The sequence below is a fragment of the Roseovarius indicus genome (assembly GCF_008728195.1).
Lineage (GTDB): Bacteria > Pseudomonadota > Alphaproteobacteria > Rhodobacterales > Rhodobacteraceae > Roseovarius > Roseovarius indicus.
Genome location: NZ_CP031600.1, coordinates 86,394 through 99,655 on the forward strand (window position 1 = coordinate 86,394; position 13,262 = coordinate 99,655).

The window sequence follows — 13,262 nt, forward strand, 5'->3', positions numbered from 1 at the left end:
ATGCTGACCGCCGTCCTTCCGTTTCCCGACATCGGCCACGAAGTCTTTTCGGTCGATTTTTGGGGTTTTCACCTCGCGCTGCGCTGGTACGCGCTCGCTTACATCGTTGGCATCGTAATAGGTTGGCGAATTTGCGTTCGGACCGTCAGGCGTCCTGCGCTCTGGTTGGATGCTGGGCCACCTATGAAGCCCGCGCAACTGGACGATCTGCTCACGTGGATCATCCTCGGTGTCATCTTGGGCGGACGCCTTGGCTACGTTCTGTTCTATCAGCCGCAATACTACTTGCAAAACCCCCTGGAGATCCTGATGGTCTGGCAAGGCGGCATGTCCTTCCATGGTGGGTTTCTCGGGGTGACGGTCGCCGGGCTTGTCTTCTGTATCCGCCAGCGCGCGTCGTTTCTTGGGACTGCGGACCTTTTGGCTCTGGCCGCGCCACCGGGGTTGTTGCTCGGACGTCTCGCCAATTTCACCAATAACGAGCTTTGGGGCCGGCCGACTGACGTTCCCTGGGCGGTGATCTTCCCGGGAGAGGCCGCGCAAGCCTGCCCAGGCGTAGTGGGGCTATGTGCGCGGCACCCTTCGCAGCTCTACGAAGCGTTGCTCGAAGGAGTGGTGCTGGGCATCCTGCTGCTGGTTCTGGCATGGCGAAAGGGTTGGCTGAAAAGGCCTGGTGCCCTGACAGGGGTGTTCCTTGCGGGCTATGGCATGTCGCGGGCCTTCGTCGAGTTCTTCAGGCAGCCGGATATGCAATTCGTGAGTGAGGATAACCCAATCGGACACGCCCTGCATTTCGGAACCTGGGGACTAACGATGGGGCAGGCGTTGTCTCTGCCAATGATCTTTGCCGGACTGGCATTGATCTGGTGGGCTTTTCGCATGCAAAAGCGAGATCCCGACCAAAAGACAACCGAGACAGTGTAAGTTTCGATCCGCTCGAACGTATGTAATGAAACGCTGCGCGCCATTTATCCCAAAACGAGAATCAAGTCATCCGACAGTGAAAGTTCCGGAATATGAAGGTTCTCTGGTGCGGGTCCCTTTCTGATGCGTCCGGCGGTGTCATAATGTGAACCGTGGCAAGGGCAGAACCAACCTCCAAAATCGCCGGAGCCGTTTCCAAGCGGAACGCATCCCAGATGGGTGCAAACGCCAATCATGACCAAATACTCTTCGCGGCCAGGAACTGCCCGGTGCTCATCGGTCGCCGCCACGTCCCCGTCGAAGTTGGGATTTCTTGCGATCGCATCCGGTAGGTCGGCGACATTTTCGGAACGCGCCGCAGCAATTTCCTCTTCGGTTCGATAGCGGATGAACACCGGTTTTCCCCGCCACTTGACAGTGAGCTGTGTGCCAGGTGTCAGCTCGGAAATATCCACGCGGATATTGAGCAAAGCCCTGACATCAGCAGCAGGGTTCATCTGGTTAACCAGCGGCCAGATCGCCGCGCCCGTGACTACGGCCCCTGCTCCGGCAGTTGCAAAATATAGGAAATCGCGTCGCTCTGTATGGTCAATAGACTTTGTCATGACTTTTTTTAGGGGACTTCAGCAGTGGAAGCTCAAGCAGATCTTTGTAACAGACTGTATCGCTACCGGCCGGAACGGTATTGCGGGGGTTTTCGTGGCAAGGTAACGCATCGTGATTGACAAGCTCAGATATCGCGACTGGTTGTCTCGGCATTTTCTTCGGCGTCCAAACCGGCAAGATCCCAGACATCTACGCGACTGCCTTCGACGACGACATTGATGTAAGCGGGGTCTAGCCTGGCCATCGCGCTTGCGTGGCTTGCCACCATTGGCGCGGTGGCCTCCTCCAAGGTCGTCTCGGAAGTCGCGGTAATAACATTTGTCGTCAAGACATCTTGCGCCTGCATTGCTTTCTCCCTTTTCACATTCGGCGTGAGAGATGGCCTTTGAGGTTTGATGTAAACGTATTTCAATCGTGAGGCACTCCCAGCATTTCGGCGTCCGCATGGTCCATCAGCAACTGTATGAGTTCGGGTATATCCGCTGCAGAGAGCTTGGTCTGCTCTTCGGGGTCGTGGACAAACGCAATAATATCGGCCAATTCCTGACCTGATAGATTGATCACATCGCCCAGTTCATAGCGCTGCATCATCACCATGCTTTCAGCGCCGCGCCACATGCGCGCGGCAAAGTCGAAGGGGTTCATAGGCTGGTCCATGAATCTGGCGTCCAGCGGCGGTGCATTTTTGCCCCCAACACCGTTCACCGAGTGGCAAACAACACATGCTTTCGAAACGAATAAAAGGCGGCCGTTGGTAGGATCCATAGGGGGAAAGATCAGTCCGGAGGCCATTTTCGTGTCTGGCATTATAGCTGTATGAGACGTGGCCTTGGCCCGCGTATGCGCGGAAGCGATTGCAATGGCAATTGCGACTGCGCCGAACGCCCCAATACGAAACCGATGTACCTTCACCTGTTTCTACCACCGACCCTACTCGAAACTTGTGTTCCTGCGGCCCCCTCTATGATCTGTGCCGCGTCCTTTAATCTTCCGATACCTGCTAATCCACCGGAAGCAGCAAATGTTGCAGCCGCCGCTAGTTTTGGGGCCATTGACCCTGCGGGTGCATCGAATTGCAGGGCGTCCTGCGGCCGTAGCCACTTTACCTTCGTGGCTATGTCCGTTCCAAAATCCCTGTAGACGGCATCGACATCTGTCAGCAGTAGAAAGACGTCTGCCCCCAGCGACTTGGCGAGCACAGCGCTTGACGCGTCCTTATCGACGACCGCCTCGATCCCGGTCAGACTACCATCATCCTGCCGGATCACCGGAATCCCGCCGCCGCCGGTGCAGATAACCACCACTTCCGCATCGAGCAGCAACCGGATGACGCCGGTATCGGGAATTTCTTGCGGAGCGGGCGAGGCGACGACGCGTCGCCACTTAGCGCCGTCTTGCGACATCGTCCATCCATTTGCATCGGCAATGGTCTGTGCCTGCTGGCGATCATAAACCGGCCCCACGAACTTTGTCGGTTCGCCGAACGCCGGATCGTTGCGGTCTACCACGACCTGGGTCAGCAATGTGGCGACCGGTCGGTCGTGGTCCAGGACATTCTCAAGCTCCTGTTCGATCATGTAGCCGATCATTCCGGCTGTCTCCGCACCCAGAACATCCAGCGGATAACCATCGTCAGTAGGGTTTTGAAGCGCTAGCAGCCCGACTTGTGGACCATTGCCGTGTGTGATGACCAATTGGTGCCCCGCGTGCAGTATGTCGGCGAGGGCCCGCGCCGCGACCTGCGCGTTGTCTCGCTGGTTACTTGCGGTCATGGGCTGTCCGCGTTTCAGAAGGGCATTACCCCCGAGGGCTGCGACGACCAGCATGGCTCAGTTCCCCAATGTGGCGACGAGGACGGCCTTGATGGTGTGCAATCGGTTTTCCGCCTGATCGAAAACAATGGAGGCCGGACCTTCAAACACCTCCTCCGTCACTTCCATCGCCGTAATGTCGAAATGCCTGGCAATCTCGGCGCCGACCTCGGTCTCGTCACTGTGGAACGCCGGCAGGCAATGCATGAATTTGGTGTGCGGATTGCCGGTTTGCGCCATTACCTGCTTTGTCACCTGGTAAGGTTTGAGCAGTTCTATCCGCTCAGCCCATTTTTCTTTTGGCTCGCCCATCGAGACCCAAACATCAGTGTAAATGAAGTCGACACCCTGCGTTGCGTCGTCTACCGCGTCGGTCAGCATCAGCCGAGCACCGGTTTGATCAGCAATTTCTGAGGCTTCGCCGCGAATTTCTTCCGTTGGCCAGAGGTTTTCCGGGGCACACAAACGCACGTCCATGCCCATCTTGGCCCCACCGATCAGCAGGCTGTCACCCATGTTGTTCCCAGCGTCGCCCAGAAAGGCAAAGGCGATTTGCTTGAGCGGCTTGTCCGAGTGCTCCTGCATGGTCAGGAAATCCGCGAGGATCTGGGTCGGGTGAAACTCGTCCGTCAGGCCGTTGTAGACCGGCACGCCCGCATATTGCGCAAGCGTCTCGACAATGGGCTGTCCGAAACCACGATATTCGATTGCGTCATAGACCCGCCCCAGGACGCGGGCGGTATCCTTGACGGTCTCTTTCTTGCCCAGATGCGATCCCGACGGCCCGAGATAGGTGACATGCGCGCCCTGATCGTGGGCCGCCACTTCGAAGCCCACGCGCGTGCGGGTGCTGTCCTTCTCGAAGATCAGCGCGATTTCCTTGCCGGTCAGGCGCGGCACCTCGTAGCCGCTGTACTTGGCGGCCTTAAGATCGGCCGAGAGTTTCAGTAGAAAGGCGATCTCCTCCGAGCTGAAATCGCGCAGCGTCAGGAAATGGCGGTTTCTCAGATTGTAGGACATGGGATTTCCTTTCCTCAGAGGGGGTCCCGGATGGTGGGGCAGCTCATGCAGTGGCTGCCGCCACGCCCCCGGCCGAGCTCGGCCCCGGGAATGGCCAGCACTTCGATGCCGGCCTTCTCGAGCGCAGCATTGGTGTCGTCGTTGCGGTCGTAGCCGATCACAACGCCCGGCGAGAGCGCCAGCACGTTGTTGCCGTCGTTCCACTGCTCGCGCGACTGCTCGGCTGCGTCCGCGCCGCCCGTGGGGACCAGGCGGAGTTCCTTGAAACCCAGAACCTCGGCCGTGATCTCGAACAGGTGCCGGGCATCCCGCCGGATATCGAGCGGCGCCTTTCCTTCGCCGGGGCGCAGGTCATAGCAGGTGATCGCGTCGGCCACTTCCTTGAACGTGGTCACGACATCCCCCCCGCAATGGGTAAAAACGGTATCCAGATGCATCGCCGCGCGCGACCGCGGCATCTGACAGGCGATGACGCGCTGCACGTCGCCGCTGGCGAATAATGCCTCGGCAAGCTGTCCGACAGCCTGGGGCGTCGAGCGTTCGCCCATACCGACCATGACCACGCCGTGCCCGATTGGCATGATGTCCCCGCCCTCTAGCGTGGCCGCACCGAAATCCCGCGTCGGATCGCCGAACCAGACCCGCGCCTTGCCCGCAAAGGTCGGATGAAACCGGTAGACTGCCGCCATTAGTAGCGTCTCGGGTCGGCGCGCCGCGAAATGCATCGGGTTTAGCGACACACCACCATAGACCCAGGCGGAATTGTCGCGAGTGAAAATGAAATTCGGCAGTGGCGGGAGCACAAAACCGTGCTGTCCTAGATAGCTACCGAACATGCCTGAAGGGGTGAAGGGCAGATCATCTACCGTGAACCCGCCAACGAGGTAGCGAGCAAGATCTTCTCCGGGCAATTCTTCCATCCAGGCGCGCAAATCGTCGCGCATACCTACGCCAACATCGTTACGGGTGATGCGATGGTCCAGAACCCAAGCACGCGCGTCTGCAATATCCAGCGTTTCGGCGAGCAGGTTCATCGCGTCTAAGACTTCGACCCCCCCCTCGCGCATGATCGCCGAGAAGACATCGTGATCGCGGATCGCCTGCTTGACCCAGAAGACATCGTCGAACAGCAGTTCCTCGCGATTGTCCGGGGTCAGGCGCCGATGGGCGAGGCCGGGTGGCGAGACGATAACCTGCCGCAGCTTGCCGGTTTCGGAATGAACGCCAAGAGCATGATCGATCATGGAAGGTCTCCTTCGATCTAGAGGGTCGCGGCAACGCTGAGCGCGGCCATGATGAAAATCGCGAGGATCAGCAGGAGCGGCCAAACAAAAACCACCCAGCGGTCGAAGGACACGCGGCCGATCGCCAGACCGCCAATTACGACCGCCGAGGTCGGCGTGATAAGATTCACGAGGCCGCTCGCCGATTGATAGGCTGTCACCACAAGATCACGGCTGACACTGGCAAAATCCCCCAAAGGGGCCAGGATCGGCATCGACAGGACCGCGAGCCCCGAAGACGACGGCACCAGAAAGCTCATCCCGATCTCGATCCAGAGCATCAGATTGATGAAGGCAATCTCGGATAGGCCACCCAACGTGTCTGCGGCGCTGTTGAGGATAGTGTCGGCGATTAAGCCCTGTTCCATGATCACTACGATTCCGCGTGCCAAGCCGATCACCAGCGCCACGCCAAGCAGGTCTTTCGCCCCGTCGACAAAAGCAGAGGTCAGTTTCTTCTCCCCCATCCGCGCGACCAGGCCTACGACGATGGCCATGCCGAAGAAGAGCGCCCCCATCCGTGCCATCCACCAACCCTGGCTCGACACGCCCCAGATCATCACCGCGAAGGTGGCGAAGAAAAGGACCAGCACCAGCTTCTGAGTTCCTGTCAGCTTCGGTTCGGTGAATTCAGCATCGTCAGCGCCCAGAAATATCCGACGATGTGCATCGTGCTGCTTGGCGACCACCGAGCGGGACGGATCGGCCTTCACCTTTGAGGCGTAGCGCATCACGTAGGCGATGCATGTCAGAAGCCCGCCGATCAGGATGACCAGCCGCAACGCCATGCCCTGGGTAAAGGGTATCCCCGCCGCGTTAGATGCGATTACGGTTGCAAACGGGTTGATCGTGGAGCCGAGGGTGCCGATGCCCGCCCCGATCAGGATGATCGCGACGCCGGTAACGGCGTCAAATCCCGCGGCTATGACTACCGGGATCAGCAGCGCATAAAAAGCCAGTGTTTCCTCGGCCATACCATAGGTCGTGCCGCCCAAGGCGAACAGTGACATCAGGATCGGGATCATCCAGATCTCGCGCCCCTTCATGCGCCCCATGGCTGTTTGGATACCAGTATCGATGGCTTTGGTGGCGTTCACCACACCCAGAAACCCGCCGAGCAGGAGCACAAACAACGCAACGTCGATCGCATTGGCCGCATAGCTGTCCGGATCGTAGAACCCGGCGACGGGCGCAAGCATCACATCGACGAAACCCTGCGGATTGGGCTCGACCGTCTGATAGGTGCCCGGCACCGCGATCTCGCGTCCGACCTCTTCGTTCATCGCGCGATCATATTGCCCCGCAGGAATGATCCATGTGAGCGTCGCGACAATGACGATCAGACCGAACAGGATTGTGTAAGCCGTCGGAAACCATGACGCCATACCATCAGTGTGTGCTTCCCTATCGGTTGGATTGTCGGACATGGGTTCACTCCCGTTTTGTCATTGAGTTGCGTCATGTGTCTGCGTGAGATTTGGCAAGAAGGCGGGAACACGCGCGGCATAGGCGTCGAACCTGGCCCCAAACGAGGCCCGGGTTTCCCGCTCCTCTGCGCGAGCAAGCCGCACGTACATCCAGATCAACACCGGATACATTGCCAGTGTCAGCAATGTCGGCCACTGGACCAGAAAGCCGGTCAAAACGAGGATGAAGCCCACGTATTGCGGATGTCGGACTCGCGAATAGGGACCACTGGTAGCCAGCGTACCGTTCCGTTGGGCTTGGTAGAGCACTCGCCAGGCAGCCGAGATCATCCAGAATCCAAGCCCGATCAGAACGAAGCTCAGGATGTGGAAAGGGCCAAAATGCGGGTTGGTCTGCCAGCCGAAGAGCATTTCCGGAAGGTGGCCGGCATCGTGCGAAAACCAGTCAATGCCCGGATATGAGGTCTGCAACCAACCGGACAGCAGGTAAATCGTGAGAGGAAAGCCATACATTTCAGTAAACAGCGCAACGAGAAACGCGCTGAAAGCTCCAAAGCTGCGCCAGTCGCGCGCCGTTTGCGGCTTGAAGAAGCTGAATGCAAACATGATGAAAATGGCCGCATTCAGCAGGGCAAATATCCACAGCCCATATCCTGGATCATGCATCATGACTTGTCACCTCCGCCATGACCCCCGTGCCCGCCATGCATGAAGAGATGCATTACGACGCATCCAAGAAGAAGCAGCGCGAGAAACCCATTGCCGCCGAAAATATGGACACGATGTTCGAATGCGAGGAGGAACGCTCCAATCCCCAGAGCAATCAGAAGAAAGACGCCTGTGCGAGATTTCCAAAAGCCCTTTTCCTGATTGTCGTGGTTATGATTATGCTCAGTCATTTACTTTGATCCTGTTGCTGTCGAAGGGAGAAATTGTCTGCCGTCATTGGCTCAGAACTTCAGTCGTCTCAGCCTCAAGGAGTTCAGCACAACCGACAGCGATGACGCACTCATCGCGAAAGCGGCGAAGATGGGGCCGATCAGGATGCCGAAGAATGGATAGAGTACGCCCGCGGCGATCGGCACGCCCGAGGCGTTGTAGATAAGCGCGAAGAACAGGTTCTGGCGGATGTTGCGCATCGTGGCGTGGCTCAGTTTTCGGGCTCGCACGATGCCGTCGAGATTGCCCTTGACCAATGTGAACCCCGCGCTTTCGATGGCCACATCCGCTCCCGTGCCCATCGCGATTCCAACATCTGCCTGGGCAAGTGCGGGGGCGTCATTGACCCCATCGCCGGCCATGGCGACCTTTCGGCTCTGTTTTTGCAGCTCGCGGATAATACGCGCTTTGTCCTCGGGCAGTACATCAGCGCGAATCTCATCAATGCCGAGGCGGCTAGCGACGGCCTGCGCGGTGCGCTCGTTGTCGCCGGTCGCCATGATGATCCGAAATCCTTGTTCATGTAGCGCCTTGAGGGCCGCGGGAGTAGTTTCCTTGACCGGGTCAGCGACGCTGACCAATCCGGCAATCGTGCCATCCAGTACGATGAACATTACGGTCTCGCCTTCGTCGCGCCGCGCGTTGGCGGTGTCGACCAGCGCGCCGCTATCCAGTCCCATGTCGTGGATCAGTGCTGCATTGCCAAGCGCAACCGACTTGCCGTCGACGCGGCCTTTGACGCCCTTGCCGGTCACCGCTTCGAAGTCCTCGGCCTTGGTGAAATCGACACCGCGCTCCTCTGCCCCGCGCACGATGGCCTCGGCCAACGGGTGTTCTGAGCCGCGCTCCAGCGATGCGGCCAAGCGCAAGACTTCGGCCTCGTCATGTCCTTCCTCGGGCAGCACCGCGACCAGTTTGGGCTTCCCTTCGGTCAGCGTACCAGTCTTGTCCACTATCAGAGTGTCGATCTTTTCAAACCGCTCCAGCGCTTCGGCGTTCTTGATCAGCACGCCCATCTGCGCACCCGTGCCCGTGGCGGTCATGATCGACATTGGCGTGGCAAGACCAAGCGCACAGGGACAGGCGATGATCAGCACAGCCACAGCCGAGACGAGGCCATAGGCCATTGCGGGATCAGGCCCCCAGATCGACCAGACGATGAAAGACACGATTGCGACGGCGATGACCGCTGGCACGAACATCCCCGCGACCTGATCGGCGTATTTCTGGATCGGCGCACGGCTGCGCTGTGCGTTGGCAACCATCTGCACGATCTGGGAAAGCATTGTATCCGCCCCGATGCGCGTGGCCTCGATGACCAGGCTGCCGGTGCCGTTGATCGTGGCCCCGGTAACGGGTTCGCCCGCGACCTTCTCGACGGGGACGGGTTCTCCGGAAATCATCGACTCGTCCACCGAGGAGCGGCCTTCGACCACCACACCATCGACCGGAACCTTGTCGCCCGGGCGCACGCGAATGTGATCGCCCAGCTGCACCTGGTCCAACTCGATTTCCTCTTCGGTGCCGTCGGGGCGGATCACCAGCGCCGTCTTGGCGGCCATGTCCAGCAAGGCCCGGATCGCCTTGCCGGTGCCTTCGCGGGCGCGCAGTTCCATCACCTGGCCCAGCAGAACCAGCGTTACGATCACCGCGGCGGCCTCGAAATAGACGCCGACGTTTCCGTTCTCGTCGCGGAACCCGGCCGGGAAAATCTGCGGCGCGATGACCGCGATGATACTGAAGATATACGCCGCACCTACACCCATCGAAATCAGGCTGAACATGTTGAGGTTCATCGTCCGGAACGACTGATAGCCGCGCACAAAGAATGGCCAACCCGACCAAAGGATCACGGGAGTTGCAAGCGCGAGCTCAAACCATAGTGAGGTGCGTTTGCCCAGCAGTTCCATGAAATATGTGAAACCCACGAAAGGACCCATCGCTAAAACGAGAACGGGGATCGTCAGCACGGCACCAGCCCAGAATCGACGGGTAAAGTCGACCAGTTCGGGATTCGGGCCATCATCCTCAAGGCTGACTGTTTCAGGCTCCAACCCCATGCCGCAGATCGGGCAGGATCCGGGGCCAGGATGGCGTACCTGCGCATGCATTGGGCACGTATAGACAGTGCCGTTGAAACCCTCCGGCACGGTGTCATAGTCGCCGTTCTTCACCCCGACAGTTGCGGCGCCATGCGCATGGGCGTGCCCAGAATGATCATGATGCCCTTGCTGCCCAACGTCACCTTCGGGCACTAGGAACATGCCGCATTTGGGACATTTCCCTTCCTCGGCGCTACGCACTTCGGGGTGCATCGAGCAGGTATAGACCGTGCCGGTATAGCCGTCTGGTACCATGTCATAGCTCTCGTCACCCTCTCTTTGCCTGCCGCCCCGGCCTTTCGTCACGTTCATCCTGCGTCCTTTCCTGTTCGCGATTGGCTCGTCACTATTGGATCGATGTAACCGACGCCCCCAACGCGCAGGGACGATGACCACAAGGTGGCTTCTGGGGGCAATCTTGTAGGGTTGTCATGCCTTCGCCTTGCGCGAAAAGAAGTTGAACGCCGGTACGAAAATCACGGCAATGTACCAGCCATAGGCGAAGCTCTCGACCAGCCCCAGAAAGACGCTTGGCCAGCTGATCCAAGTCACGCCGGGCAGAAGTGGCAGCCAGGCCTGATACATGGTGGCGGCCGGGAATATCAGGCCGAAGATAACGCACAGCACGAAGCTGATCGCCAGCAGAGTCCCAAGGGCCATTCCTAAGGGATAGATACGAACCGATTTGAAATCTGACATGATTTCTCCTTCCAAACCTTTCAAAGCTGCCTCGTTGAGGCGATGACTGCACCCACAGCCGAAGGGCTGTCACGAAGATTCCTGTATCGTTTTGTCACAATGTGCGCCCAAAAATGGCGTCCGATGTGTGATCTCGTTCGAGGGCAACCGGGATGGCTATCTCGCGATTTCGCCATGAGTAGGACGAATGGACGAAAAGCAGGGCACAGGAACCCGCAAAAACGCTAATTATGATCATGGCTATGAAACCTTTCTCTTGACGTATGTTGAACAGCTACTGATCTGTCCTTCTCGCTACGCGAGGCCGTGTCGCAACTGATCTCAATTTTTGCTGCAGCAGCATTTCCCCAAGGGTGCAACAGACGATCTGGCCTTGGGTCGGACTTCGGTAGCTGTGTTGACGGAACTGCCGCCACAGCACCCACCGGACTTTGCGGTTTGGGTTTGAGATTCATCGTTTTGGATGGATTTCTGAGCCATCTTGGTCTCCTTCAATCATGGTTTCATATTGGAGACGCCCACTACGACATTCCATTACAGGAAAATCGGTGAATTCCGCGACCCATCCGCCAGGTCACGCCGCTCCGATCATCAGCAACAAATCGGACTCGAGGCTATAGGGCGTAACGCCGAGATTTCGCGGTACGGGACCTTTTCCAATTCAACCCGACTGATCGCACTGCTATCAGTGGCACGCGCAAAACCACTCGCCGAACTCTCCAACGCTAGGGCCATCCTGACCCACCGGCAGACCCCCCAAATAGGTGGTGCACGCTCGAACCACGATTAACCCTTCACCGCCCTCCAGAGCCGATCTGTTCTGATTAATCGCTGTCAACTCCTAGTCGACGGTGGGGGTTTCCTTTACGTCGTCAATCGGGTCAACGAGCTGATCCAGAACTGTCGCTCGCGCCTCAGCGATCATCGCAGGCTAACGCCGCCATATAAAGACAGGATCTCCCGCCCAGTTAAACGCGCTCCCGGGTCCTATAGTAGCGTCCGTTAAATCGACGACACTGGTTGATTGGCTGATGATATCGGCCGAAGGGTTCATGTATTTGATCAGCGCCCAGGCAGCAGGACCCATTGCGACTACTCCCGCAACTGCAGTGGCGTAGTTGAGAAAGTCTTGCCAACGGTTACGTATGAGACATCAATTGTCTCTTTTTAAACCGGAGACCGTACTCCCCGACGCTTTATGTTGGTCGATTTCAAGACTGCCGTTAGCCGCAGTGCTGTTCTTTTGGTTTTTGCTGCTATCAGACTGCTCGTTCCGTAGCTTTGAATTGCTGGGCTCATTTGAAACAAAAGGACACGGTCTGTCGGCATCCAGCAGTAGAACTACGAGTTCGGTTGCCATATCGCGACGTAGTCCGGCAAGGAGGTAGGCGCAGTCCTTGGGTCCGAGGCCCAGAATTCTGGCCGCTTCAACCAGACTCTGGCCGTCACCTTCGATCCGTCGAAAGAGTTCTTGGGAAATCGGCGCATCGGCATGGTGCGAATGCGATGCGCATGCGCAGCCCATCCGGTGAACGAGACTAAACAACTCCGTTGAGGAGGCGAGGCGCCTATGGATTGCCGGATCCGATGTATTGTCCTCTCCGCTGATCATTTTGGTGTCTCCCGCCATGATGCCCGGATATGGGCTTTCACGGAAGTCGACGCTTCCTAGCAGAAACCATTACAAGCTTGGCCTATTCACCCAGCATTAGTTGGATGCGTCCTTGGGAGCACAGTGGGTCTGATCCTCGGGGTTTTCGCAGCCGATTGGAGGGCAGTAGCAGTCATCCCAACCTGTCTTGCAACACTTGCCACAATGACCCGTCAGCGCATCGCGCAAGGCCGCGCGGGCACGATGCAGACGCACGCCAAGAGCGTTGCGGGTCAGGCCCATGTCGACGGCGACCGCGGCACGATCCTCCTCCCCGAAGTCGATCCGACGAATCAATTCGGCATCTGCATCCCGCAGCGCCGGGATCAGACCATCCACGCAACGGCAAAATTGCGCCATCTGTGCGGGGGCATCATCAGCCAGTGCCTCGGGTTCACAGCCATACGCTTCGGTCAGGCGCCCGCGGCGAGCCACCTTACGGAAATGATCGTTCATCGTCGATCGCAAGATGGCGTAGAGCCAGGAATCCATTCGCTCCACATCTCGTAGCTGGTTTTTGCGCGTCAGCACCCGAACGCAGAATTCCTGCAAAACATCGTCCGCATCCGCCTTGTTGCCCAAGCGGCGCACCAGAAATCCCATAAAGGCTTGCCGACCCTCTGAAAGCGCGATCTCGGCGGGGTCGCGGTCTTGGGCGGGTTCCCGTGTTTCTTTGTCTGGCTCCGTCATATCTCATCCCTCCATTTCATTGAGATGCGAGCACATTGCATTAAGATCGAAATAACGCGGCGCCCAAATTCGTTCATCGAAGGTGACGGATGAACGACCGGTTCTCGTTT

15 protein-coding genes are annotated in these 13,262 nt (G+C 58.2%); 1 reads left to right on the forward strand and 14 read right to left on the reverse strand.

All coding sequences use genetic code 11. The features are described from left to right. Positions 1-924, forward strand: coding sequence for a prolipoprotein diacylglyceryl transferase (gene lgt / locus RIdsm_RS29010; RefSeq protein WP_057821362.1), 924 nt, complete (start codon positions 1-3; stop codon positions 922-924). Between the two features lie 44 nt (positions 925-968). Here lgt and petA read toward each other — a convergent pair whose 3' ends face one another. From petA to RIdsm_RS29080, 14 genes are all read right to left on the reverse strand, one after another. Beyond that, the gene (petA, locus tag RIdsm_RS29015; protein WP_074940709.1) at positions 969-1,529 is read right to left on the reverse strand and encodes a ubiquinol-cytochrome c reductase iron-sulfur subunit; all 561 of its coding nucleotides are present in this window, start codon (positions 1,527-1,529) and stop codon (positions 969-971) included. A gap of 125 nt (positions 1,530-1,654) precedes the next feature. Beyond that, complete coding sequence (locus RIdsm_RS29020; RefSeq protein ID WP_057821364.1) at positions 1,655-1,876, reverse strand: hypothetical protein; 222 nt, start codon at positions 1,874-1,876, stop codon at positions 1,655-1,657. 62 nt (positions 1,877-1,938) lie between these two features. Further along, entirely contained in the window at positions 1,939-2,322 is a 384-nt protein-coding gene (locus RIdsm_RS29025) for a c-type cytochrome (RefSeq protein ID WP_244955874.1), read from the reverse strand. Between the two features lie 116 nt (positions 2,323-2,438). Beyond that, positions 2,439-3,356 (reverse strand): carbamate kinase, encoded by a 918-nt coding sequence (locus RIdsm_RS29030; protein WP_057821367.1) that lies wholly within the window; start codon positions 3,354-3,356, stop codon positions 2,439-2,441. A 3-nt stretch (positions 3,357-3,359) separates the two neighbouring features. Further along, complete coding sequence (gene argF / locus RIdsm_RS29035; RefSeq protein WP_057821369.1) at positions 3,360-4,361, reverse strand: ornithine carbamoyltransferase; 1,002 nt, start codon at positions 4,359-4,361, stop codon at positions 3,360-3,362. A gap of 14 nt (positions 4,362-4,375) precedes the next feature. Further along, positions 4,376-5,605, reverse strand: a complete 1,230-nt coding sequence (locus RIdsm_RS29040) for an arginine deiminase (RefSeq protein WP_057821371.1) — start codon at positions 5,603-5,605, stop codon at positions 4,376-4,378. Positions 5,606-5,622: 17 nt separating this feature from the next. Next, a complete protein-coding gene (locus RIdsm_RS29045; RefSeq protein ID WP_057821373.1) occupies positions 5,623-7,071 on the reverse strand; it encodes a YfcC family protein in 1,449 nt (482 codons plus the stop codon). 18 nt (positions 7,072-7,089) lie between these two features. Then, positions 7,090-7,737 carry a methyltransferase family protein gene (locus tag RIdsm_RS29050; protein WP_057821404.1) on the reverse strand — a complete coding sequence of 216 codons (648 nt, stop codon included), beginning with the start codon at positions 7,735-7,737 and terminating at the stop codon, positions 7,090-7,092. After that, positions 7,737-7,970, reverse strand: a complete 234-nt coding sequence (locus RIdsm_RS29055) for a DUF2933 domain-containing protein (RefSeq protein ID WP_074940703.1) — start codon at positions 7,968-7,970, stop codon at positions 7,737-7,739. Before RIdsm_RS29055 ends, RIdsm_RS29050 begins: the two co-directional genes overlap by 1 nt. A gap of 51 nt (positions 7,971-8,021) precedes the next feature. Beyond that, positions 8,022-10,325, reverse strand: coding sequence for a copper-transporting P-type ATPase (locus RIdsm_RS29060; RefSeq protein ID WP_177228461.1), 2,304 nt, complete (start codon positions 10,323-10,325; stop codon positions 8,022-8,024). A gap of 216 nt (positions 10,326-10,541) precedes the next feature. After that, entirely contained in the window at positions 10,542-10,811 is a 270-nt protein-coding gene (locus tag RIdsm_RS29065; RefSeq protein ID WP_057821377.1) for a DUF5676 family membrane protein, read from the reverse strand. A 931-nt stretch (positions 10,812-11,742) separates the two neighbouring features. Next, a complete protein-coding gene (locus RIdsm_RS30840; protein ID WP_245766491.1) occupies positions 11,743-11,958 on the reverse strand; it encodes a ubiquinol-cytochrome c reductase iron-sulfur subunit N-terminal domain-containing protein in 216 nt (71 codons plus the stop codon). Positions 11,959-11,964: 6 nt separating this feature from the next. Then, the gene (locus tag RIdsm_RS30295; protein ID WP_177228457.1) at positions 11,965-12,423 is read right to left on the reverse strand and encodes a hypothetical protein; all 459 of its coding nucleotides are present in this window, start codon (positions 12,421-12,423) and stop codon (positions 11,965-11,967) included. A gap of 96 nt (positions 12,424-12,519) precedes the next feature. Next, positions 12,520-13,152: an RNA polymerase sigma factor gene (locus RIdsm_RS29080; RefSeq protein ID WP_057821380.1), complete on the reverse strand. Its 633-nt coding sequence runs from the start codon at positions 13,150-13,152 to the stop codon at positions 12,520-12,522. Between the last annotated feature and the right edge of the window lie 110 nt (positions 13,153-13,262).